Here is a 22541-nt window from a genome sequence, read left to right as displayed (position 1 = left end):
CTCACCGCGATTATGTGCGATTCCGGCTGTTGACCGCCGTCGGCTCTGAGGGCCGTGCAGCCGCCGCACCAGCTGATCTGATCCAATGGCTGGAATGGTGCAGACGTTGGCCCTCCGCTGCTGCGGTACAGCCGTCGCATGAAGTCCGTGACGCTGGACCGGCGGCGCTGAGGCCGTGACGTGACTTCCGTTCGAACGGTCGCGTACCCGCCGCAGCCTGTCGTCGATGCGGTCAACGGGAACGGTGCGATCAACGGCCATGCGGTCAATCGCGATGGCAAGATCACGCGGCCACGCACTGTGCTGTCGGAACGGACGCTGGTGCTCAACGTCACCTACCAACCGCTGTCGATCACGACTGTGCGGCGCGCCCTGTTGCTGGTGCTGGCGGGCAAAGCCGATGTCGTTCACACCAGGCCCGGCAGCATTCGCTCTCCTCGTCTGACGATGTCGGTGCCCTCAGTCGTGCGGCTGACGTATCACGCACGGGCGCCTTACCGGAGACGTGCCCCGCTCCACCGGCGTGCCGTGTTCGCGCGTGATGCCTTTCGCTGCCAATACTGCGGGAGGGGGGCCGAATGCATCGACCATGTCCATCCGCGCAGCCGCGGTGGGGAGCACACGTGGGAGAACGTGGTGGCCTGCTGCCGGGCGTGCAACGTGGGCAAGGGGGATTCGTTGCTGTCAGAGAGCCGGTTCCGGCTGCGCCAGACTCCCTACGCCCCCGAGCCGCTCGCCGTCGTGGCGGCGATGCGTGGCGATACCCCCTCTGAGTGGACCGACTACCTCGGCGACCTGCGACCCCAACTCGTCTGAGCCACACGATACGAAAGCGCGCACGGCTGTCTGCCATCGTGTGCCTGTGGCCATGTGGGTACACGACGAATGGCACGCAAGCGCTGCATTGCTGCATGCACGTCCGATGCCACGCGACGGTCGCCGCCGCGTCTCGTGGATGCGCCCGACCGCACCCGCACTGATCCTGGGTTCTGCCAGCCCTGACCTCTTCGGCGGGATGCAAACTGAGCTTGTCCGGCGACACAGCGGTGGGGGACTGGTATGGCTGGACCCGGGGACGAGCGCATGGGTGGACGTCTTCGTGCCGACCGGTGATCCCCTCTGGCACTCTGACGTCGGCAAGGCTTTTCACTGGCTGGGCCGCACGCTGGCCGCGGCCTTCGCCGATGTCGGCTTGCCCGCCAGCATGCATCCCGGCCCATACGAAGCTGGACCGTCAGAGGGCCTGCTCTGCTTTGGGTCGCTCGGCCCTGGCGAGGTGGTGGTGGACGGCCGGAAGCTCGTCGGCGTCTCCCAGCGTCGTACACGTGAAGGCAGCCGCTTCCAATGCGTCGCCTATGAGCGCTTCGAGCTCGGACCCCTCGCATCCGTCGTGGATGCCGCCACCGCCGCTCGCGCCCTCGACAGAGCAACCGGCTGGGCCGATCTCGGCCTCGCAGCCTCGCCCTCTGGCATCACCGAGCAGATAATCAGCTTCATCACCGCACGAGATACGCATTAGCGCCGGCACATCCGGGGTGGACAGCGTGGGTGCTTTCCCCATAAAGTGGTGCGAAGTGGTTTGTGAGGGCACAGATGCCCACACGAATCAGGTTCCCATTCGGACGCTGCGGAGGCCCTGCGGTGGAGAGTCTGTTCGTCGGTCAGCACGAGCACTCGCTCGATGCGAAGGGCCGCATCGTGCTGCCGGCAAGCTTTCGCGGCGCTTTCGAACCGTCCGGCTTCTTGATCAAGCACAGCGAGGGCTGCCTCGCTCTCATGACGCCGGACCGATTCGGCGAGATCGCGGGCAGGATGTCCGAGCGTTCCCAGTCCGGCGGGCCGCACGGGCGCGCGGCCAAGCGCTCATTTGGAGCGGGAGCCGCCCGCGTCCTGCCCGACAAGCAGGGCCGGATAGCGGTTCCTGAAGAGCTGCGCCGCTTCGCCGGCCTGCAGCGCGAGTGCGTCGTGATCGGCGCGATTGATGAAGTCGAGATCTGGGACGCGGGGCGCTGGCATGAGATGAACGCCCAGGGCGAATCGCTCCTGGCAGCACCCGAGAGCGGCATCGGGGCAGCGGAGCAGGCGTGAGCGTGTCTACCGCTGCTCGTTCTTTCCATCAGCCCGTCATGGTTGACGAGATCGCCGAAGTGTTCGCCCCTGTTGCCGGCGGGCTGTTCGTGGACGCGACCTTGGGCGGCGGCGGTCACGCCGAGATGCTCCTGCGGCAGGATCCTGAGCGGCAGCTGCTCGGCATCGATCGCGATCCGGAGGCAATCGCGGCAGCACAGGAACGGCTTGCGGCCTTCGGGGACCGGGTCACGCTTCGCTGCGAGCGGTTCGATCGCCTCGGGGAGCTGGTCGATACGGCTGCTGGCGGCCCGCTCACTGGTGTTCTGTTCGACTTCGGCGTCAGCAGCCATCAGCTGGATTCGGGCGAGCGCGGTTTCTCCCACCGTCACGACGCCCCACTGGACATGCGCATGGACTCCCGCTCGGCACTTGATGCGGGCGTCGTCGTCAACACCTACGAGTTCGCTGAGCTGCGAGACCTGTTGAGGCGCCATGCCGGAGAGCGCTACGCCCACCGCATCGCCGCGGGGATTGTGGCCGCCAGACCATTGCGTTCGACCCGCCAACTGGCCGACGCCGTCAAGGCTGCTGTGCCGGCCGCAGCTCGGCGCAGCCGTCGCCATCCGGCGATGCGCACATTCGCGGCGATCCGCATCGAAGTGAACGACGAACTGAACCTCATCGAACCCGCCATGCGAGCAGCGCTCGCGCGCCTGCAGCCATGTGGGCGCCTCGCAACGCTCGCCTATCACTCAGGAGAAGACAGCATTGTGAAGATCATTCTGCGAGAAGCGGCCGACGGCGTGTGCGAATGCCCGTCGACGCTGCCATGCATCTGCGGCGCCGCGCCCACCGTTCGCCTGCTGCGCCGCAAGGTCACCCGGCCCAGCGGTGCAGAAGTCGAGCGGAACCCGCGCGCCGCCAGCGCCGTGATGCGCGCAGCAGAGCGGCTCGAGCCTGCCCGTAGCTGATACCAGCGCCGTCAGAGAGCCGAGCTTCGCCCGATGGCCCTTGCCACTGCCCACTTCACGGTCGCCGATACTCCGCCGCGACTGGTGCAGGCGCCGGTGGGTCGCGCCGTGGGGTTGCGTCTGGTCGGCGTGACTGCGCTGCTGGCTGCTGCTGCCATCACTGTGCTCGCCGGTCTCGCGGTATTCCATTCGATGCTGGCGGCCGGGCAATATCGACTCTCAGAACTCGAGTCGGAGATCGCTGCAGAGCGAGAGCGCCTGATCGACCTTCGCTACGAGCTCCAGACGCTCCATGGTCCCGCGGAGATCGAATTGATGGGCGTGGGCGCGCTCGGCCTGGTGAGCGCGTCCGATCCGATCGATGTGCGGATCGAGCCGCGGCATATTGCCGCCGTCGACTTGCCGCAACGTCGGGTCCATGAAGGCGGAGACTGGCTCTCGATCAAGACGCTGCTGACCGACGCGTCCACAGCGCATGACCGACGTTCTTGACCGGCACACAGCTCCGGCGCCATGGCACCCGTCGATGGGTGCGCCGCCGGGGCTGCGGCCGCCGGCTGAGCGCTCGGATTCCGCGTCGCGTGCAGGCGCAGCGGCAACCGGACGGTCTGATGCGGCGACAACGCGCCGGTGGCACCCGTCGGCGGGAGCGCAGCGTTCACCTGGCGAACCGAGGACATCATCCGCAACGAAGCGGACCGAACGAGATCCCCGCCGGCGCACGGCTCGCGCCGGGTCGCCTCGCCGGCGGGCGCTGCTGCTGATCATCGCCTCGGCCGCGGCGCTGGCCACCCTGGGCGTCCGACTGGTTCAAGTGCAGGTGCTCGACCGCGAGACCTATGCCACCCTCGGTGAGCGCCAGGGGACGGCACAGTGGGAGCTCGAATCGGTCCGCGGTGCGATCTTGGATCGGAATCTGAACCTGCTCGCTGTGTCTGACAACTTGCCCACGATCTGGGCCGATCCCCGCCTCGTGACCGATCCCTACCAGACGGCGGCAGTCTTGGCATCAGTGCTCGACATCGACGCCGGCGTCATCGCCGAACGGCTCGCAAGCGACCGGCACTTCGTTTATGTGGCGCGTCAAGTGAGCCCCTCAGATGGGCTGGCGGTACAGGAGCTGCAACTGGCCGGTATCGGCGTGCGTGGGGAATCCTCACGGCTACGACCCAATGGGGACGACTTCGCGCGCGGGCTGCTCGGCGCCACCGATATCGATCAGAACCCGCTGGGCGGTGCCGAGAAACAGTTCGCCGAGGTGCTCGACGGCACAGACGGCCGTGAGGTCGCGCGTATCGCCCAGAGCGGAATGCCGCTGCCGACAGGAACCGAGCTCTTTGAACCTGCCAGCCATGGCGACGACGTGGTGCTCACGTTGCATTCGCAGATGCAGTGGGTTGCGGAGCGGTCTGTCAGTGATGCTGTCAGTGCCACCAATGCCAGAGGCGGCATGGTGGTAGTGATGCAGACCGATACCGGCGATGTCTTGGCGCTGGCGGCGGTCGCCCGCGATCGGGACACGGATGAGATCAGGCCAGTGGCCTACAACCCCGCCTATACAGATGCCTTCGAGCCGGGCTCGGTGGCAAAGAGCTTCACGGTCGCCACGGCGCTGGAAGCAGGCCTCACCACGCCGGTCGAGGTGCATTCGACGCCGGCCGCGTACACATTCGCCGACAAGGAATTCATCGAGCCCTATTCCAAGCCCAGCACGGACATGACGACCTCAGAGATTCTCGTTCATTCGTCGAACATCGGGACCATCAAGCTTGCCGAGCGGGTTGGCGCCACTGAATTGCAGCGTTCTCTGCGGTCATTCGGCTTCGGCCGCTTGACCGGAGGCGATGACGCGCCGGCGTTGCCCGGCGAGAGCCGAGGAATCCTGCGTGCTGCGAACCAATGGCGCGGCACCGACCTCGCCACGATTGCGTTCGGCCAAGGCATCGCGATCACCGCAATTCAGCTCACCGCTGCGTACAACGCCATTGCGAACGACGGCGTGTACGTCACGCCGCGCCTCGTGCTGGGCAGCGTGGGCAGCAACGGTGCGCTGCGACCGGCTGAGGTGGTCCCGACACGCCGGGTGCTGTCCGAGCGGACCGCGCAGCAGATGCAGGCCATTCTGGCTGAAGTGGTCCGTTCGGGAACCGGCAAGCGAGCGGCAATCGACGGTTACCAGGTCGCGGGCAAGACCGGCACCGCGCAGAAGCCCAGCCCTGAGGGCGGCTACTCCTCCGAGGCGTACACCAGTTCCTTCGCAGGATTCCTCCCCGCAGACCGACCTGAGCTCACCGTGGTCGTGGTGCTCGACGAGCCTGACGAATACCGAGCCGCCATCGTGGCCGCACCAGTCTTCGCGGAGGTCGCCGAATACGCCCTGCGCATGCTCCAGGTGTCGCCGGATGTCTGAGCAGCGCAGCATCACGCCGGTGATGCCGATTCCGGTGGAAGAACTGGCTGCGGCAATCGGCGGCACCTGTGTGCTGCCCGCGGCCCAACGAAACGACGAGGCCGCCGGTTCCGCGGCCCTCGTGCGCGGCATTACCCACGACAGCCGTGCAGTCACGCCCGGCGCGCTGTTCGCCTGCGTCGCAGGACAGCACCACGACGGCCACCGGTTCGCCGCTGACGCGCTGCACGCAGGTGCTGTGACGCTGCTGGTGTCACAGGTCCTCGATGTCGATGTGCCCCAGATCGTTGTGGCCGACGTGCGAGAGGTGCTCGGACCGGCATCAGCTGCGGTGTGGGGGCAGCCATGGCGCCGCTGCCCGGTCGTGGGCGTCACCGGGACAGCGGGCAAGACCACGGTCACGCACGCAATCGCCGACATTGCGAGCGCGTGCGGTACCACTTGTGAGGTCATGGGCACGCTGGACGGAACGCACACCACGCCCGAGGCACCCGATCTGTGCCGGCGTCTCAGCCAGGCTGCCGATGCGGGAACCGGGATGGTCGTGCTCGAGGTGTCATCTCACGCGCTCGCCCAGGGCAGGGTCGATGGCGCCAGCTTCGCTGCCGGAGTGTTCACGAACCTGAGCCATGAGCATCTCGATTTCCATAGGACGATGGAGGACTATTTCAACGCCAAGGCGCGCCTCTTCGACGGTCGCAGCGAAATAGCGGTGTTGAATGTCGCCGATGCTTGGGGCCGCCGCTTGGCATCGATGGCCGCTGGCACAACGGCCGAGGTGGTCGAGTGGCAGCCGTCCGACATCGACCACATCGTGGTGAGCACAGCGGGCTTCACAGGCCGGTGGCGCGGTCGATCCGTTCACTGCGGGCTGCTGGGTCGGTTCAATGCCGCGAACGTGGCGGCCGCGGCGGCGACGGCGAGCGCCCTCGGATTCGATGATGATGCGATTGCGGAGGCGATCGCTGCCGTGTCCCCGGTACGAGGGCGCCTGTGGCCGGTCAGCGGTCCGGATGATGACATCACCGTCTTGGTCGACTACGCCCACAAACCAGACGCACTTGCTGCCGCTCTGATCGGCGCACGCGAGCTCGGTGCTGCAGGCGGCCGTCTGTGGGCAGTGTTCGGAGCGGGCGGCGACCGGGATCAGTCCAAGCGGGCTCTCATGGGCGCAGCAGCGGATCGGCATGCCGATGTGCTCATCCTGACCTCCGACAATCCTCGCAGCGAGGATCCTGCTCGTATCGCATCCGATATCGCCGCGGGCGTGGTCAGTCGGCACGACGCAGACGACGGCTTGCATGTCGACTTGGACAGGTCGAGCGCCATCTCGTACGCCATCAGGAATGCTGAGGCCGGTGATGTCCTCGTAGTCGCTGGGAAAGGCCACGAGACAGCGCAGGTGACTGCCGGGCATTCCGTACCGTTCGACGATGCAGTCGTTGCGGCCGAGCACCTTCGACAGCGCAGGAGTGCACAGCGATGATTGCACTCCTCATCGCCGCCAGCTCCGCAATGTTCGTGTCGCTCGTGGGCACTCGCTACCTCATTCCCTGGCTGCAAGCGCGCGGCGTCGGCCAACCCATCCGCCTCGACGGCCCCCGAGGTCACATCACCAAGGCAGGCACGCCGACGATGGGCGGCGTCGCAGTTGTCACGGCAGCCGTCGTGGGGTATGTCGTCAGTCACCTGCGGGCCGAGACCGTCATCACGCGGTCGGGCATCGTGCTGCTGGCCGCCGTCTGCGCTGCGGGCCTGGTGGGCCTGGCCGATGACTGGATCAAGGTCAGCCGTGAGCGCAATCTGGGACTGAACAAGCGGGCCAAGCTGATCGGGTTGATTGCCGTGGGCATCGGCTTTGCCGTCGCGTCGGTGTGGTGGGTGAACCTCGATACCGCCGTCGGATTCACACGACTGGACGGTAACTCGCTGCGGCTTCCCGCTGCCGTGTGGATTCTGTGGGCAGTCATCATCGTCCTCGGCATGTCCAATGCAGTGAACCTGACAGATGGCCTGGACGGCCTTGCTGCCGGAGCCGCCGCGGTGGCGTTCGCGGCCTTTGTCGTGATCGGTTACTGGGCATTCCGTCACCCCATCTCCTACGACGTCAAGCACCCCCTGGACCTCGCCATCGTCGCCGCCGCCATGGCCGGAGCGTGCGCGGGGTTCCTGTGGTGGAATGCGCCCCCGGCGCGGATATTCATGGGCGATACCGGTTCGCTTGCCATCGGCACCGCGATGGCAGGGCTCGCGATGCTGCTGCACGTCGATCTCCTGCTGCCCGTCATCGGCGGTCTCTATGTCATCGAGACCGCATCGGTGATCATCCAGGTCGGCTCATTCCGACTCTTCGGCCGCCGCCTGTTCCGGATGGCGCCGATGCACCACCATCTCGAGTTGGGCGGATGGCCGGAGACCACCGTGATCATCCGACTCTGGGTCGTCAACAGCCTGCTTGTCGCGCTGGCGTTGGGCCTGTATTACGCCGACTTCCTGAGTCTGGATCTCGTCGAGATTCCGGCAGGCTCGTTGTGAGCGCCTCGGTCAGCCATGAACGGGCACCCGACGACGTAATGCCCGACGACGGAGCGGTCGTCGTCGTTGGCATGGGAGTGACCGGACGAGCGGTGGCCTCCGCGCTGGCAGCGCGAGGTCACGAGGTCATCGCTGCCGATGACCGACCCGGCGAGGCGGCGCGCAGAGGGGCCGCCGCAGATGCTCCATTCGACGAGATTCACGATTCCACCGATGCGGGCCTGCTCAGGAGCCTGGTCTCAGGCGCCGCAGCCGTCGTGCCGTCCCCGGGTGTGCCACCGCGTCACCTCAGCTACGCGCTGGCAGCTGCGGCCCGAGTGCCGGTGGTCAGCGAGCTGGATCTGGCAGCACAGTGGGACAGTCGACCTCTCGCAGCGATTACTGGCACCAATGGCAAGACGACGGTCACAGTCCTCACGGAGCGAATGCTGAACCGGAGCGGAATCTCCGCTGTCGGCGCCGGCAACACCGATATCGCCCTGGTGGACGCTATTGATCGCGAGGTCTCCACGTTCGTGGTGGAGGCATCGTCATTCAGGCTGCACCGGGCGCGCAGATTCGCTCCCGCGGTTGCTGCGTGGCTGAATCTGGCCCCCGATCATCTGGACTGGCATCCTGATCTGCGGGACTACGCCGCGTCCAAGGCCAGGATCTGGGCGGCACAAGGTCCCGACGATGTCGCGGTGGTTCCCTTCGGCGACACCGATGTCGAACCGTGGACCTCCGGAATCCGTTCACAACGTGTGACCTTCGCGACGCCGCGGCAGCTCGATGCGCCATGCGATGTGCGCTACGAGCGCGGCATCCTGATTGCACACGGCGACAGCGTTGTGCCAGCGGCGGAAATGCCCCGACAGCGTCCCCACGATTTGTCGAATGCTGCGGCTGCAGCGGCTGTTGCGCTGGAGATGGGTGCATCTGCCGAGGCGGTGGCGGCAGAGCTGCGATCATTCGATGGGCTGCCTCACCGGCTCGCGTTCTCGGGGCGCATCGGCGCCGTGAGCTTCTACGACGACAGCAAAGCGACGGCGCCGCATGCGACGGTGGCAGCACTGCGGGGCTTCTCCGATGCCGTGCTGATTGCAGGCGGCCGGAACAAGGGCCTCGATCTCGGGGAGCTGGCCGCTGTGGCCGATCATGTTCATGGCGTAGTGGCGATCGGCGAAGCCGCCGACGATGTGCTCGACTGCTTCAGCCAGCCTGCATGCGGCCAGATGGAGCTCGACCGTGCAGATTCGATGCCCGAAGCCGTGGAGGCTGCCCACCGGATGGCGCTACCCGACCGCGATGTAGTGCTGTCGCCCGGGTGCGCCTCTTTCGACTGGTACTCGAGCTACGGCCAACGTGGCGAGCACTTCGGCACGGCGGTGGCTGACCTCGCTGAGCGCATCCGCTCGCGGGTTCCGAGTGAGGAACAGCCATGAGCAAGCTGGACGTGCCAAGCACTCCGCCACGCCGGCCCTCATCGGGCCCGTCGGTACGCTACGCCGCCCTCCTGTCCGCGGTCTTCTTGCTGCTGCTCACCGGCGTCGTACTGGTGCTGTCGGCGACGTCAGCGACCGGAATCGGATCGTCGGACCGTCCTTTGCAGTACTTCACCCGGCACTTGTGGTCGGTCGGGATCGCTGTTGCCGTGCTGCTCGTCACGCTCGGGGTCGATTACCGGCATTGGCGGCGCATGGCAGTGCCCCTCGCAGCCGCGAGCGTGACGTTGTTGGCAATCGTGCTGGCGGTGGGAAAACGTACCGGCGGCGCTCGTCGATGGATTGAAGTCGGCCAGATCAGCATTCAGCCGGCGGAGATAGCGAAACTGGCGCTCATCGTTGCGTTGGCGGCTTTTTTGGATGCCCGCAAGGATCAGATCGAGCGTCCCGACCGGATCCTGCGGCCTGCGATGCTCCTGCTCACCGCCGGGTGCTCGCTGGTGTTGCTCCAACCGGATCTGGGAACCACCCTCATCCTGGCGGGAATCGGCATCGGCATGCTCTTCGTCGCGGGTCTGCCAGGCCGCGATCTGACCAAGATCGCTGCCATGGTCATGGTGGCAGCGCCGCTGCTGGCGTACGCGGCGCCGTACCGCCGTGCGCGGCTCGCCGGCTTCCTGGACCCGATCTCTGAACGGGCCTCGAGCGGCTACCAGACGTTCCAGAGCCTGGTGGGTCTGGCGCAGGGAGGGCTGCGCGGCACTGGCCTGGGGGCAGGCCAGGCCAAATGGGGCTGGGTGCCCAATGCACCCACCGACTTCATATTCGTCATCGTCGGCGAGGAGATGGGACTCCTCGGCGCCCTCGGGCTCCTGACCCTGCTGGGGGTCGTTGGCATAGGGGGGCTCCGGACGAGCCAGAAGGCACCAGACCTGTTCGGTTCGCTGCTCGCAGCCGGCATTGCCATCTGGTTCGTGCTCCAGACGCTGGTGAACGTCGGCGGTGTGATTGGATTGCTGCCAGTGACTGGTGTGACGCTGCCATTCCTGTCGTTCGGCGGTTCGTCACTGGTAGTGACAGCAGCGGCCGCAGGTTTGCTGCTGAATGTGACGCGGCGATCCGGTTGAGCGGTGGCAGCACCCGGCAGCACCCCGCACGCCCCCAGCGTCCTGATCGCGGGGGGCGGAACCGCGGGGCACCTGATGCCCGGCTTGGCGGTGGCGTCCGCGCTGACCGAACGTGGCTGGCCCGCGGAAGGGATCCATTTCGTCGGCAGCGCACGGGGAATCGATGCACAGATCGTGCCGGATGCTGGCTTCGGCGTGACCTTGCTCGGAGGTCGGGGCCTGACCGCACGCCGGGTGAACCTGACCAACGCGCGTGCTGCAGCGAGCTTGGCGTGGGCCACCTTGCGCGGCATAGCGCTCGTTGGACGGCGGCGTCCAGCTGCGGTGCTGTCACTGGGCGGCTATGCCGCGCTGCCCGCAACGGTGGGAGCGGTGATCTGGCGCGTGCCGTTGGTGATCGCCGAGCAGAACGCAGTCGCGTCGGCAACGAACCGATTGCTGGGCCGATTCGCACGCGCCGCGGCCGTACCGGTCCGCGGGACGGGGCTGCACAGGGAAATCGTGACCGGGAATCCCGTGCGCCCGTCAGTCGTCGAGGCTGCACTCGGAGCGGGCGACGCCCGTGCGGGGCTCGGCTGGCCCGCAGATGCAACCGTTGTGGTGGTGTTCGGCGGTTCGCAGGGCTCGCTCCGGATCAACACTGCCACCTGGACGGCGCTGCCGTCACTGCGGGACCGCGACGGACTGTTCATCTATCACGTGGTGGGCAAGCGCGATTGGGCTGAGCGGCCGCCATCGCCGCCACGGCGACCTGATGGCTCGCAGGTGCGTGACTGGTACCAGGCCGTGCCGTTCGATGAGCAATTGCCTGCCGCATTGGCTGCGGCTGACCTCGCGATCTGTCGTGCCGGGGCCTCGACCGTGGCAGAGCTGTCGGTCATCGGCACGCCTGCAGTGCTGGTGCCCCTGCCGATAGCGACCAACGACCACCAACGTCGCAATGCGGAAGAGTTGGCCGCCACCGGCGCTGCGTGCGTCGTTGCCGACGCCGAGTTCGACGGCGAGCGGATGCTGGCAGAGCTCGAGCAGATGCTCGGATCGCAGCGTCTGGCCCGAACGGAGCGTCCCACCGAATCCACCTTCGGTCGTCGAGACGCTGCACAGCGGGTAGCGCAGCTCGTCATAGATCACAGTTCAGCGGTGCCTGGCACAGTCGTCGCAGCGGATCGTTCGTCGAGAAAGCACACAACGTGACCACCTCACCGTCCGCCGCTCGAACGCCACGAGCTCCGGGACCGTCAGGCCCGTCATCCGAGCTTGAGGAGGCTCGCAGCATTCATTTGGTGGGAGCGGGCGGCGCCGGCATGAATGCCATCGGGTTGGTGCTCGCTGAGATGGGCCATGCCGTGAGCGGCAGCGACCTGCGAGCAGGCCTCGGCATGACACGACTCGCAGCTCATGGCGCTCGGGTCGTCATAGGCCATGAGGCCGCCAACATCGGCTCGGCGGATGTCGTGGCCCATTCGAGTGCAGTGCCACAAGACAATGCGGAACTGGTCGAGGCCCGCCGCCGCGGCATTCCGGTGCTCAGCCGGGCTGAGTTGCTCGCAGGAATCTGCCGGCGCAAGCAAACGCTGGCAGTCGGCGGCACCCACGGCAAGACGACCACTTCGTCGATGCTGGCGCTTTGCCTGGTAGCAGCCGGTGAACACCCCTCGTTCCTCGTGGGCGGCGAGGTGAACGAAATCGGCTCCGGTGCCGTTTGGGATACGGCGGGGGAGTGGTTCGTCGTCGAAGCAGACGAATCTGATGGGACGTTCCTCGAGTTGGGCGCCGATGCGGTAGTCGTGACGAACATCGAGCCTGACCATCTCGACCACTACGGCAACTTCGACGAGCTCGTGGCTGCATTCGAGGCCTTCGCCAGCAGTGCTGCCGGGCCACGCATCGTGTGTGCCGATGATCAAGGGGCAGCCGCCATGGCCGAGCGCGTTGGCGGCTGCGTCACGTACGGCAGGGCCCCCCAGGCCGACTACCGGATCACCGACGCGCACAGCTCGCGTACCGGTGCGAGCTTCGAATTGGTCACCGGCGCGACGTCGATCGGCCGTTGCGAGCTGCCGCTGCCTGGATTGCACAACGTGACGAATGCGGCCGGTGCACTCGCGGCGGCACTCGAGCTCGGGGCTGCCGCGTCACCGATGATCGATGCCCTCGGTCGATTTGCCGGCATCGCCAGGCGGTTCGAACGACGCGGCGAGCGCGACGGGGTGGCATTCATCGACGATTATGCGCACCTGCCCACCGAGGTGACCGCAGCGATCGCCGCAGCTCGCAGCGGAGGCTGGAAGCGGGTTGTCGCCGTCTTCCAGCCGCATCGCTACTCGCGGACCGCAGCGCTCTGGCAGGATTTTGCGGACTCCTTCGCTGATGCTGACCAGCTGGTCCTCACCGACATCTACTCCGCGGGCGAGCTGCCTCGGCCCGGTGTGTCCGCCGAACTGCTGCTCGGCGCTGTGCTCGACGCCCACCCGTACGCGTCGGTGGCGTACCTCCCAGGCCGGGCCGAACTGCGGTCCTACCTGCGAACCCATCTGCGCCCCGGCGACCTGTGTCTCACATTGGGCGCCGGTGACCTGACGACGCTCGCAGATGAGCTGCTGCATGTCTCCTGAGCAGTGGTCAGACCCTGATGCCGTTCGACGTGCAGCGACCCTGCTTGGCGATGACGCTCGCCTCAATGCCCCGCTGGGTGCGTTGACCACTTCGAGGGTCGGTGGTCCGGCAGCGGTGGCGTTCGTGGCAAACGGCCCGTCCGACCTGCGGCGTGCCCGGGAGGCCGCAGCAGCATCCGGGCTGGAGATTCTCGTGGTCGGGCGAGGATCGAACCTGCTGGTGGCAGACCACGGTTTCGAGGGCATCGCACTCTTCCTCGGCGATGCCTACGGCGAGATCGACTTCGATCATGCGAACACCGCGGTCACTGCAGGCGCATCTGTGGCACTGCCGGTGCTTGCGCGCCAGTGTGCCGCTGCAGGATTCGGCGGTCTGGAATGGGCCGTCGGTGTTCCGGGTTCCGTGGGCGGTGCCGTGCGCATGAACGCTGGAGGGCACGGCAGCGATATGGCGTCGTGCTTGATCGACGCTGACGTCGTCGATCTGCAGGCTGAGTCCGGAGACGAAGCCGAGGCCCGTGATGTCGATGCCTTGGACTTGGGCTACCGCAGCAGTGGGCTCCAAGACGGTCACGTCGTGGTTCGAGCGCGCCTGAGCGGGCAGCAAACGTCACCGTCGAAGGCGATGGATCAGATCGCGGACATCGTTCGCTGGCGCCGGGAGCATCAGCCCGGCGGGCAGAACGCCGGTTCAGTCTTCATGAACCCGCCTGCTGAGCTGGCAGGGGCTGAGTTGGCAAAGACAGTGTCCGCGGGGGCTCGCATCGACCAGACAGGTCTTCGCGGCCTGCGCATCGGCACGGCCGAGGTATCGCGCCTGCACGCGAATTTCATCGTTTCGGATCCAGGCGGCACTGCAGCAGATGTCGTCGCGCTCATGGCCGAAGTGCGGCGCCGGGTGACTGAGTCGTCCGGGATCGTGTTGCGGCCCGAGATCCGCATGGTGGGCTTCGAGACGGCACCGATGCCATTTTGAACGATGGCTCCGGGTGATACGAAGCCTCCGGCGCGGACAAAACGTCGCCGTCGGTGGCTGACCGCTGCAGCGCTCGGGGCCATCGCGACCTCGATCGTCACGATTCTTCTCGCCGCAGGCACCTTCGAAGTAGACCGAGTTCACTTCAACGGTCTGCATCGCGTGAGCTATGACGAGGCTCACGAAGCTGCCGGCATCCGCACCGGGGACTTCATGGGAACACTCGACGCCGGCGAAGCTGAACGATCACTCGAGCAACTGCCCTGGGTCGCTGAGGCACGAGTCCAGCGACGATGGCCTGCGGGCGTGGAAGTGGACATCGTCGAGCGCACCGGCGCGGCGATCACGTTGGCCGCTCCCGGCAGCTGGGTGCTCATCGACATCGAAGGTCGCGTCCTCACCTCGCCGCTCGCTGTCCTGCCTGAGTATCCGCGCTTGTCAGGCATTGCTGCGGCGCCGGGACCGGGTGGGTTCCTCGCGAGCGATGCGGATGCTCTGCTCGCGGCATTGAGTGCCGCCGACGGACAGCCGGAGTATGTGATTGCTTCGATGTGGCGGGACAGACGCGGGGACATACGCGCGCGTGTGCGCCAACAGTCCGGCAACCTCGTACTGGAGGTGACCCTGGGGGACGAGTCGGCGATCGGGGCCAAGACGGCGGCAATTGCTGCGGTCATCGGGGAGATCACGACCTCCGATGCCATATTGGATGTGTCGGTTCCGCACCTGCCGGTGCTCCGCCAATCGGGCTAAGGCGCCGCGCCGGCAGATGAGCCCTCCGTTGCAGTACCTGTTGTTTCCGCTCTTGTTCGCTTCGCTCACGGGCCGCTCGGGCCACGGCTTCGCCTCTCGGCGGCCGAGCGCAGGGTCTTGCCGATCGGCAGAGGCGTCAGTACTGTCGTCAATTGCGCTATTTTCCCGTAGAAGGTGCCCGTCGACGGCACGTGCAGTGTCGCGGCCGGCCAGTGAACGCAAGGAGCCCTGTGGCCTCACCACAGAACTACGTGGCAGTCATCAAGGTGGTGGGCGTCGGGGGCGGCGGCTCGAATGCCGTCAACCGCATGATCGATTTCGGTTTAGGCGGAGTCGAGTTCATCGCCGTCAATACCGACGCCCAAGCCCTGCTGCTGAGCGACGCTGACGTCAAGCTCGACATCGGCCGCCAGCTGACTCGTGGGCTCGGCGCCGGCAGCGATCCCGAGATCGGCACTCGAGCCGCGGAAGAGCACCGTGATGAGATCGCCGAAGCGCTGCAGGGCGCGGACATGGTGTTCATCACCGCCGGCGAAGGCGGCGGCACTGGCACCGGGGGCGCGCCGGTGGTGGCAGAGGTCTCCAAGGAGGTAGGAGCGCTGACCATCGGAGTGGTGACGCGCCCGTTTGCCTTCGAGGGCAAGCGCAGGCAGATTCAGGCCGAACAGGGCATCGAGCGGCTGAAGGAGCGCGTCGACACGCTGATCGTGATCCCGAATGATCGGCTGCTGACCGTGGCGAGCGAGCACACGTCGATCATCGATGCCTTCCGAATGGCGGACGACGTACTGCGCGAGGGCGTGTCCGGCATCTCGGGCCTGATCACCACGCCGGGCCTCATCAATACCGACTTCGCCGATGTCAAGGCGATCATGTCGAGCGCCGGTACCGCCCTGATGGGAATCGGTCGCGCCCATGGCGAGAACCGTTCCAAGAATGCCGCCCGGCAAGCAGTCTCGTCGTCGCTGCTCGAGGAATCCATTGACGGTGCCCGCGGCATCTTGCTGAACATTGCCGCGGGGCCAGATCTCGGGCTGTTCGAGGTCAACGAGGCGGCGGAAGTCATCCGCGAAGTGGCGCACGCCGAGGCCAACATCATCTTCGGCACTGTGATCGACGATTCACTCGGCGAAGAGATACGTGTAACGGTCATCGCTGCAGGATTCGACCGTTACGGACCGGGCCGTTCCGCGAGTGCTGCGCTGGGCGACTACGCCGCCTCGGAGGAAACTGGCGATGTGGCCGACCCGTTCGGCGACCTCGACGAGGACGACGAGTCGTTCGACGTGCCCAGCTTCCTGCGGTGAAGCCTGGCTCACATCACAACTGCTCCAGACTGCCGCACATCGACGTCAATCGAGACGTCGCGACGAGGCTGTACAGCTCGGCACGCTGCGCTGGCAAACGCTTCGAATGCTGACGCTGCGCCGCCGCTGCGGGAACAGCCTGGTACGCATCTCGGTCACTGAGCGCTCCGACGGCGACTGCGCTCCGGTGGACGGCACGGCCCCCGGCAATGTGACTGTCCTGCGGCAAGTCCACGGCACGCGAGTCGTCGAGGTCGGACGACCAGGAGAGCATCAGGGTGTCAGCGCAGACGCGGCGTGGACGTGGGCACCACGAGCCGCACTGGCCGTGCGAACTGCTGATTGCGTGCCGATTGCTCTGTACGGGACCGATGCAGCCGGCCGAGGGGCGGTCGCGGCGGTGCACGCGGGGTGGCGAGGCCTGCTTGGTGGCGTCGTCGCCGCAACCGTCGCCGAACTCAGCCGTCAAGGCATTCGTGACTTACGTGCCGTCGTCGGACCTCACATCTGCCCGCAGCACTACGAATTCGGTGCCGAACAGCTGGATTCAGCCAGCAGGACACTTGGGCCATCGGTGTCGAGCACCACGCAATGGGGCACCCCTGCGTTTGACCTGGGCGAGGCCACACGGCTGCTGCTGCGACGCAGCGGGGCCGTCATCGACAGCGAGATCGGCCGCTGTACTGCCGCCGACGAGCGCTATTTTTCGCATCGAGCTCGTGACGAGCAGGGCCGGACCGCTCTGCTGGTGTGCCTTGAGGTTCAGCAGGAAGGCCCGCACGATCGATGATGGACGCCGACGAGATCCGCCGACGCATCGAGCGAATCAAGCATCGGATCGCTGATGCCGGCGGCGATGTTGCTCACGTCGGCATCGTGGCAGTGACCAAGGGATTCGACAGTTCGGCCATCGAGTCCGCTGCTCACGCTGGGTTGTCGATGATCGGTGAGAACTACGCCCAGGAGCTGCACGGAAAATGGAGCGAAATCGCCACTGCGACCAAGACCGCCCTCGAGATCCACTTCATCGGGCGTCTGCAATCGAACAAAATCCGGCAACTAGCCGGAGTGGTGGACGTGTGGCAGAGCGTGGACCGGATGCGGCTGGTCTCTGAGATAGCGCGCCACGATCCCGGTGCTGCCATCTTCGTGCAGCTCGACGTGAGCGGCAGTGCGACACAGGGCGGCTGCCCGCCGGATGAGGCCTCGTTGCTGGTGGCAGCCTCCCGTCAGGAAGGACTCGATGTGGCCGGTTGCATGGCCATCGGCCCGCAGGGTTCGCCGTCTGAGATCGAACGAGCCTTCAGGGAGGTTGCCCGATTCGCGGATCGCCACGAACTCGAGCATCGCTGCATGGGAATGAGCGCAGATCTCGAGGCTGCGGTCCGAGCCGGTTCGACCATGGTGCGGATCGGGACTGCCCTCTTCGGCAATCGCCCGCCCCGAAACAGCTCAGCGCAGGGTGCCTGACCGCAACTTGACAAGTCGGTACCCTGTGCGACCGAGACAGTTTCTCGACCGGGACTGTCGTTATCGAGGTTCTGCATGGCATCGTTCATGAAGCAGGCAATGAGCTATCTGGGTCTGGGCCCCGATGACAGCTATGCGCCGCCGCCAGAACGCGCCATGCCTGGCGATATGCCCACGGCTGAGGCATTCGCCGACCAGACCGGCCAGAGCGGTGTCACCGTTGTTGAACGACCGGCGGCAACGACTCCCCAGACCGCGCCCGCCGCGCCGACCTCGGCCGTGCGCCGTGTCGCCACGTCGACAGCACAGCCGTTCGTGTTGATGCCCCGGATGTTCGATGATGCACAGCAGATCGGAGACCGCTTCAAGCGCGATCAACCGATCATCCTGAATCTCCAAGGGCTCGATCGCGATACCGCACGCCGGCTCCTCGACTTCGCCAGCGGCCTGTGCTACGCCCGTGATGGAGAGATGCGCAAGGTCGCGAACGCCGTGTACATGCTCGTGCCCGCAAACGTCGTGGTAAGCGATGACGAGCATCATGCAGTTGCCGCACAGGACGCCTCCGCGCAGGACGTCGGCCGCTGAGACGCTCTACCGCGGACCCCCAAGCGGAGCGATGAGATGCTGTGCACGCTGATATCGCTCTACGTGTTCGCCATCTTTGCGCGTGTGCTGTTCAGCTGGATCCCGCTTGCTCCGGAGAGCCCGGTCATGGTGGTGCGAACGTGGCTGGTACGCATCACTGAACCCGTCATGGGCCCATTGCGGCGGGCGCTCCCCGCGGTGCGGCTGGGCCGTGTGGCGCTCGACCTGTCGCCGATCGTGCTGATCATCGGACTGCAGGTCTTCGTGGCGGGCATGCTGCTGGGATGCTGAGACGCTGGTACATTCCGCGCCATGGCGAGCCCTGATTCCCCCCCCGTCGACCCCTCTGATACCGAGGGCGAGGGCTTGCTCGAGACCATCGGCGCGCAGCTCGCGACGCTGGCTGCGCAGGTGTCCGAGATCGACCAACGCATGAGCAGCGTGGAATCGGGCACACCATCACAGCCGGTGGAGGTGCGGCTGTCGCCCGAGACGGTGGCACAGATTGCCGATGCACTTGCTGCACTGCAGGCGGCAGGCAGTCAGGCTCTGGACGAAGCGTTCAAGACCGCGAGCGACGACCTCAACGAGGCACTGTCCGGTCTCGTGCGGTCCGAGATATCGAGGACGCTGACCGACGCCGGTTACACCGTTGAGGTCACCGAGGTCGCTGAACCCGGCACCGGCGACGCGCCGTTCGAGGACGACATCGGCTCCGACGCGACCGCCGAGAGCGATACGGAGGCGCTGCCTGAGCGAGAGCCAATCGCGGCCTCTGTTCGCTCCGCGCCCGACGCTGCGGCCATGCCGTCGATCGTTGCACCGCTGGCCGCAGCCGAACGCGCAGACGCCGCGTACGAATCGATCCGCTCCGGGTCGGAGAGCAACACCGGCGTCGATGACGCCGACGACGTTGACGGTGATGTCATCGACACGGACCGAGCGCCGCTCCGGCTCGACGAGCTCGATGACCCCTTCCTGGATGCTCTGATCCGCAAAGAACCCCTGTCTGCTTAAACGGCTGCGCGCGAGCAGACCACCAGATCGAGGTCGGGCTCGTCGCTGCCGTCGAGCCAGCGGATCTCCTCGGCCAGCACGGCGGCCTCTACCAATGGCTCGTGCTCGCGGATCGCATCCAGATTCGGCGGGCTCCAGCGGATCGTCAGATTGATGCGGTCGGTGACCTCGAAGCCGTGCTCTTTGCGAGCTTGCTGGATGTGGCGGATCAGATCGCGGGCAGCACCCTCGGCTTCCAATTCAGGCGTGACCGTGGAGTCCAGCGTCACGATCAGTTGTTGGTCTTCCAGCACCGACGTTGTGGCCGGGTCCGCGGGTTGCAGGGTGAGCTGGTACTCGCCGTCGCGCAGCTCGTGACCTCCGGCGACCACCGCGCCCTCGGCAGTGACTCGCCAGTCGCCCGTTCGGGCGGCCACGAAGACGTCCTGGACGGCGCCGCCCAAACGCGGCCCCAGCACCGAGCCATCCGGGCGCAGCACATGGGTCGCGAGGTCGCCGAGTTCGTCACAGAGCTTCACCTCCCTTACGTTGATCTCCTCAGCCAGGAGCATGGCGAATGGTTCGAGCAGCTCAGCGCCGACGCCGGCCACGGTCACGCTCCGGAGCGGCAACCGGACGCGCAACCCGGCATCCTCGCGCACTCGCAGGGCCGCCGAGGCCGCCGCTCGCACCGCATCCATCCGTTCGACGAGATCAGGATCGAACGGGAGCAGCTCGGGATCAGGCCAGTCGCTCAGGTGCACGCTCTCGCCGCCGGTCAGCCCGCTGTAGATCTCCTCGGTGATCATCGGCAGCAGCGGGGCCGCCATGGCCGCAAAGATTCTCAGCACCGTGTACAGCGTGTCGAAGGCGTCGGGTTCGCCGGCCGTCCCGCCCTCAGCGGACCGGACTCGGGTGAACTCGCCCCAAAAACGCGTCCGGCTGCGGCGGATGTACCAGTTGTTCAGCGCGTCGATGAATGACTGCAGCTCGGCGGCAGCCCCCGGCAAGTCGTAGGCATCGAAACTTGCCGTGACTGACTGCAGCGTGGCCCTGGTCTTGGCCAGCAGGTAACGGTCGAGCACATGGGCGGAGTCGGCTCGTGCCTTGGCTTCGTAGCCATCAGCATTCGCATACAGCGTGAAGAATGCGTAGGAGTTCCAGATCGGGATCAGCACCTGCCGGGCGACCTCGTCGATGCCGCCGTCGGAGATGCGCGTATCGCCGCCCCGCACAATGTTCGTCGCCATGAGGTACCACCGCAGCGCGTCGGAACCCTGATTGGCGAAGATGTCAGTGGGCTCGGTGTAGTTCCGCAGCCGCTTGGACAGCTTGTTGCCGTCGGCGGCGAGCAGCACGCCATGGCAGATCACATTCTGGAACGCCGGCTGGGAGAACAGCGCTCCTGCCAGTACGTGGAGCGTGTAGAACCAGCCGCGGGTCTGGTTGATGTACTCCACGATGAAGTCGGCGGGGAAGTTCTTCTCGAACCACTCCTTGTTCTCGAACGGATAGTGCACCTGCGCGAAGGGCATCGAGCCCGATTCGAACCAGCAGTCGAGCACTTCGGGCACGCGTCGCATGGTCGAGCGGCCCGTGGGATCGTCCGGATTCGGGCGTGTCAGCTCGTCGATGAAGGGCCGGTGCAGATCCGTCGGGCGCACGCCGAAGTCGGCTTCGAGCTCGTCGAGACTGCCGTAGACATCGATTCGCGGGCAGTCGGGGTCGTCGCTCATCCAGATCGGGATCGGCGAGCCCCAGAACCGGTTGCGACTGATGGACCAGTCGCGGGCACCTGCCAGCCATTGGCCGAACCGGCCGTCGCGCACATGGCCGGGCACCCAGTTGATCTGCTGGTTGGTCTCGGCCAAGAGATCTGAGATCTCGGTGACCTTCACGTACCACGAGCTGATGGCCTTGTAGATGATCGGCGTGTCGGTGCGCCAGCAGTGCGGGTAGTTGTGCTCATAGCTGTCGTGGCGCAGCACCAGGTCGCGTCGTTTCAGCTCGGCGATGATCTTCGGGTTCGCCTCGAAGACGTTGAGGTCGGCCCACGGCGTGACCGGCTGGGCGAAACAACCGCGGTCATCCACCGGCACGGCATCGCCGATCTCGATGCCGTGGACTTCGCAGAGCGACTGATCCTCCTCGCCGAAGCCGGGTGCCAAGTGGACCACGCCGGTGCCTTCCGAAGTGTCCACGAAATCGCCGGCGAGCACCCGGAACGCCTCGGTTCGATGAGCGAAGAACTCGAACATCGGCGAGTAGCGGCGGCCCGCGAGTTCAGCGCCGGTCATCGTGCCCACAACGGTGTACGGCTCGAGATCCGCTGCGTACCGCTCCAGACAATCCGACGCGAGGACGTAACGGCCAGCGCCGAGCGCCTCCGATTGCACCACGGCATAGGTGATCTCGCCGCCGACGGCGACCGCGAGATTGGACGGCAGGGTCCACGGCGTCGTCGTCCATGCGAGCAATCGCAGCGGACCGTCTGTGTTGTCTGAGCTGCCTGCGCCGGCTGGCTCATCGGTGTCCGCGAGTTCGAACCAGACCGTGATGGCGGGATCCTGGCGAGGTCTCGTGGCGTCGTCGAGCCTGATCTCGAAATTGGAGAGCGGGGTCTCGGCGCCCCACGAATAGGGCATGACGCGGAACGCCTGGTACACGAGGCCGCGGTCCCAGAGCTGCTTGAACGCCCACATGACCGATTCCATGTAGGGCAGGTCCATCGTCTTGTAGTCGTCGTCGAAGTCGACCCATCGTGCTTGGCGGGTGACGGTCTTGCGCCATTCGGCCGTGTACCGCAGCACTGAGTCACGACATTGGGCGTTGAAGCGTTCGATGCCGAAGTCGGTGATTGCTGCGCGCCCGCTCACGCCGAGCTCGCGTTCGGTCTCCATTTCGGCAGGCAACCCATGGCAGTCCCAGCCGAAGCGCCGGTTGACGCGGTGGCCACGCATGGTCTGGTATCGAGGCACCACATCCTTGACGTAGCCAGTCAGCAGGTGGCCGTGGTGCGGCAACCCGTTCGCAAAGGGCGGACCGTCGTAGAAGACGAACTCATCGTCCGCGGATCTGTTCGCTATCGACCTCTCAAAAGTCCCTTGTTCGTGCCAACGCGCAAGGATCCGTTCCTCGATCTGCGGGAAGTCTGCTTGCGCAGGCACACGTGGGTACACGGTGTCGGTCGGCTCTCGCTTCACCAGCGCCTCCTGGGCTTCGCCTCACGGCTTCGCCTCCGGGATGCGGACCCGCCCACGAGCCAGCCCACGAGACAGCGAGGGTACCCCTGAGGCAGG

21 protein-coding genes are annotated in these 22541 nt (G+C 66.2%); 20 read left to right on the top strand and 1 reads right to left on the bottom strand.

The features are described 5' to 3' along the window. The first annotated feature begins 180 nt into the window (after positions 1-180). From ACOGI5_RS12785 to ACOGI5_RS12690, 20 genes are all read left to right on the top strand, one after another. Positions 181-816, top strand: coding sequence for an HNH endonuclease (locus tag ACOGI5_RS12785; RefSeq protein ID WP_419864792.1), 636 nt, complete (start codon positions 181-183; stop codon positions 814-816). A 52-nt stretch (positions 817-868) separates the two neighbouring features. Continuing rightward, complete coding sequence (locus ACOGI5_RS12780) at positions 869-1519, top strand: lipoyl protein ligase domain-containing protein (protein ID WP_419865486.1); 651 nt, start codon at positions 869-871, stop codon at positions 1517-1519. Between the two features lie 122 nt (positions 1520-1641). Further along, on the top strand, positions 1642-2088 hold the full coding sequence (locus ACOGI5_RS12775; protein WP_419864791.1) for a division/cell wall cluster transcriptional repressor MraZ: 447 nt from the start codon (positions 1642-1644) through the stop codon (positions 2086-2088). Further along, a complete protein-coding gene (gene rsmH, locus ACOGI5_RS12770; RefSeq protein ID WP_419864790.1) occupies positions 2085-3041 on the top strand; it encodes a 16S rRNA (cytosine(1402)-N(4))-methyltransferase RsmH in 957 nt (318 codons plus the stop codon). The genes ACOGI5_RS12775 and rsmH overlap by 4 nt, the downstream gene beginning before the upstream one ends. Before the next feature lie 33 nt (positions 3042-3074). Continuing rightward, the gene (locus tag ACOGI5_RS12765; protein ID WP_419864789.1) at positions 3075-3533 is read left to right on the top strand and encodes a hypothetical protein; all 459 of its coding nucleotides are present in this window, start codon (positions 3075-3077) and stop codon (positions 3531-3533) included. Continuing rightward, entirely contained in the window at positions 3517-5451 is a 1935-nt protein-coding gene (locus ACOGI5_RS12760; protein WP_419864788.1) for a peptidoglycan D,D-transpeptidase FtsI family protein, read from the top strand. The genes ACOGI5_RS12765 and ACOGI5_RS12760 overlap by 17 nt, the downstream gene beginning before the upstream one ends. Then, positions 5444-6937 (top strand): UDP-N-acetylmuramoyl-L-alanyl-D-glutamate--2,6-diaminopimelate ligase, encoded by a 1494-nt coding sequence (locus ACOGI5_RS12755; RefSeq protein WP_419864787.1) that lies wholly within the window; start codon positions 5444-5446, stop codon positions 6935-6937. Before ACOGI5_RS12760 ends, ACOGI5_RS12755 begins: the two co-directional genes overlap by 8 nt. After that, positions 6934-7986, top strand: coding sequence for a phospho-N-acetylmuramoyl-pentapeptide-transferase (gene mraY, locus ACOGI5_RS12750; protein ID WP_419864786.1), 1053 nt, complete (start codon positions 6934-6936; stop codon positions 7984-7986). Before ACOGI5_RS12755 ends, mraY begins: the two co-directional genes overlap by 4 nt. Continuing rightward, the gene (murD, locus tag ACOGI5_RS12745) at positions 7983-9410 is read left to right on the top strand and encodes a UDP-N-acetylmuramoyl-L-alanine--D-glutamate ligase (protein ID WP_419864785.1); all 1428 of its coding nucleotides are present in this window, start codon (positions 7983-7985) and stop codon (positions 9408-9410) included. Before mraY ends, murD begins: the two co-directional genes overlap by 4 nt. Continuing rightward, positions 9407-10537, top strand: a complete 1131-nt coding sequence (gene ftsW, locus ACOGI5_RS12740) for a putative lipid II flippase FtsW (protein WP_419864784.1) — start codon at positions 9407-9409, stop codon at positions 10535-10537. Before murD ends, ftsW begins: the two co-directional genes overlap by 4 nt. A gap of 3 nt (positions 10538-10540) precedes the next feature. Beyond that, the gene (locus ACOGI5_RS12735; protein WP_419864783.1) at positions 10541-11731 is read left to right on the top strand and encodes a UDP-N-acetylglucosamine--N-acetylmuramyl-(pentapeptide) pyrophosphoryl-undecaprenol N-acetylglucosamine transferase; all 1191 of its coding nucleotides are present in this window, start codon (positions 10541-10543) and stop codon (positions 11729-11731) included. 89 nt (positions 11732-11820) lie between these two features. Then, the gene (murC, locus tag ACOGI5_RS12730) at positions 11821-13152 is read left to right on the top strand and encodes a UDP-N-acetylmuramate--L-alanine ligase (RefSeq protein WP_419864782.1); all 1332 of its coding nucleotides are present in this window, start codon (positions 11821-11823) and stop codon (positions 13150-13152) included. Beyond that, positions 13142-14128 carry a UDP-N-acetylmuramate dehydrogenase gene (murB, locus tag ACOGI5_RS12725; protein WP_419864781.1) on the top strand — a complete coding sequence of 329 codons (987 nt, stop codon included), beginning with the start codon at positions 13142-13144 and terminating at the stop codon, positions 14126-14128. The genes murC and murB overlap by 11 nt, the downstream gene beginning before the upstream one ends. Before the next feature lie 3 nt (positions 14129-14131). After that, positions 14132-14881, top strand: a complete 750-nt coding sequence (locus ACOGI5_RS12720) for a cell division protein FtsQ/DivIB (protein ID WP_419864780.1) — start codon at positions 14132-14134, stop codon at positions 14879-14881. Positions 14882-15111: 230 nt separating this feature from the next. After that, positions 15112-16188, top strand: a complete 1077-nt coding sequence (ftsZ, locus tag ACOGI5_RS12715; protein WP_419864779.1) for a cell division protein FtsZ — start codon at positions 15112-15114, stop codon at positions 16186-16188. Between the two features lie 106 nt (positions 16189-16294). Further along, positions 16295-16978, top strand: coding sequence for a polyphenol oxidase family protein (locus tag ACOGI5_RS12710; RefSeq protein ID WP_419864778.1), 684 nt, complete (start codon positions 16295-16297; stop codon positions 16976-16978). Then, complete coding sequence (locus ACOGI5_RS12705; protein ID WP_419864777.1) at positions 16975-17658, top strand: YggS family pyridoxal phosphate-dependent enzyme; 684 nt, start codon at positions 16975-16977, stop codon at positions 17656-17658. The genes ACOGI5_RS12710 and ACOGI5_RS12705 overlap by 4 nt, the downstream gene beginning before the upstream one ends. 75 nt (positions 17659-17733) lie before the next feature. After that, the gene (locus ACOGI5_RS12700; RefSeq protein WP_419864776.1) at positions 17734-18246 is read left to right on the top strand and encodes a cell division protein SepF; all 513 of its coding nucleotides are present in this window, start codon (positions 17734-17736) and stop codon (positions 18244-18246) included. Between the two features lie 36 nt (positions 18247-18282). Beyond that, entirely contained in the window at positions 18283-18537 is a 255-nt protein-coding gene (locus tag ACOGI5_RS12695) for a YggT family protein (RefSeq protein WP_323673199.1), read from the top strand. Positions 18538-18558: 21 nt separating this feature from the next. Beyond that, positions 18559-19263 (top strand): hypothetical protein, encoded by a 705-nt coding sequence (locus tag ACOGI5_RS12690; protein WP_419864775.1) that lies wholly within the window; start codon positions 18559-18561, stop codon positions 19261-19263. Here ACOGI5_RS12690 and ileS read toward each other — a convergent pair. After that, positions 19260-22445 carry an isoleucine--tRNA ligase gene (gene ileS, locus ACOGI5_RS12685; protein WP_419864774.1) on the bottom strand — a complete coding sequence of 1062 codons (3186 nt, stop codon included), beginning with the start codon at positions 22443-22445 and terminating at the stop codon, positions 19260-19262. The two genes, ACOGI5_RS12690 and ileS, sit on opposite strands and share 4 nt — an antisense overlap. Positions 22446-22541: the final 96 nt, after the last annotated feature.

The organism is Candidatus Poriferisodalis sp., assembly GCF_965208925.1.
Classification (GTDB): Bacteria; Actinomycetota; Acidimicrobiia; order Acidimicrobiales; family Poriferisodalaceae; genus Poriferisodalis.
This window is presented reverse-complemented; position numbering and strand designations above follow the sequence as displayed.

Bases quoted from the DNA above. Each gene is read 5' to 3' on its own strand.
- ACOGI5_RS12780 (WP_419865486.1), top strand. From the start codon at position 869: ATGTGGGTACACGACGAATGGCACGCAAGCGCTGCATTGCTGCATGCA.
- ACOGI5_RS12765 (WP_419864789.1), top strand. From the start codon at position 3,075: ATGGCCCTTGCCACTGCCCACTTCACGGTCGCCGATACTCCGCCGCGA.
- ACOGI5_RS12760 (WP_419864788.1), top strand. From the start codon at position 3,517: ATGACCGACGTTCTTGACCGGCACACAGCTCCGGCGCCATGGCACCCG.
- ACOGI5_RS12755 (WP_419864787.1), top strand. From the start codon at position 5,444: ATGTCTGAGCAGCGCAGCATCACGCCGGTGATGCCGATTCCGGTGGAA.
- mraY (WP_419864786.1), top strand. From the start codon at position 6,934: ATGATTGCACTCCTCATCGCCGCCAGCTCCGCAATGTTCGTGTCGCTC.
- ftsW (WP_419864784.1), top strand. From the start codon at position 9,407: ATGAGCAAGCTGGACGTGCCAAGCACTCCGCCACGCCGGCCCTCATCG.
- murB (WP_419864781.1), top strand. From the start codon at position 13,142: ATGTCTCCTGAGCAGTGGTCAGACCCTGATGCCGTTCGACGTGCAGCG.
- ACOGI5_RS12720 (WP_419864780.1), top strand. From the start codon at position 14,132: ATGGCTCCGGGTGATACGAAGCCTCCGGCGCGGACAAAACGTCGCCGT.
- ACOGI5_RS12710 (WP_419864778.1), top strand. From the start codon at position 16,295: ATGCTGACGCTGCGCCGCCGCTGCGGGAACAGCCTGGTACGCATCTCG.
- ACOGI5_RS12705 (WP_419864777.1), top strand. From the start codon at position 16,975: ATGATGGACGCCGACGAGATCCGCCGACGCATCGAGCGAATCAAGCAT.
- ACOGI5_RS12700 (WP_419864776.1), top strand. From the start codon at position 17,734: ATGGCATCGTTCATGAAGCAGGCAATGAGCTATCTGGGTCTGGGCCCC.
- ACOGI5_RS12695 (WP_323673199.1), top strand. From the start codon at position 18,283: ATGCTGTGCACGCTGATATCGCTCTACGTGTTCGCCATCTTTGCGCGT.
- ACOGI5_RS12690 (WP_419864775.1), top strand. From the start codon at position 18,559: ATGGCGAGCCCTGATTCCCCCCCCGTCGACCCCTCTGATACCGAGGGC.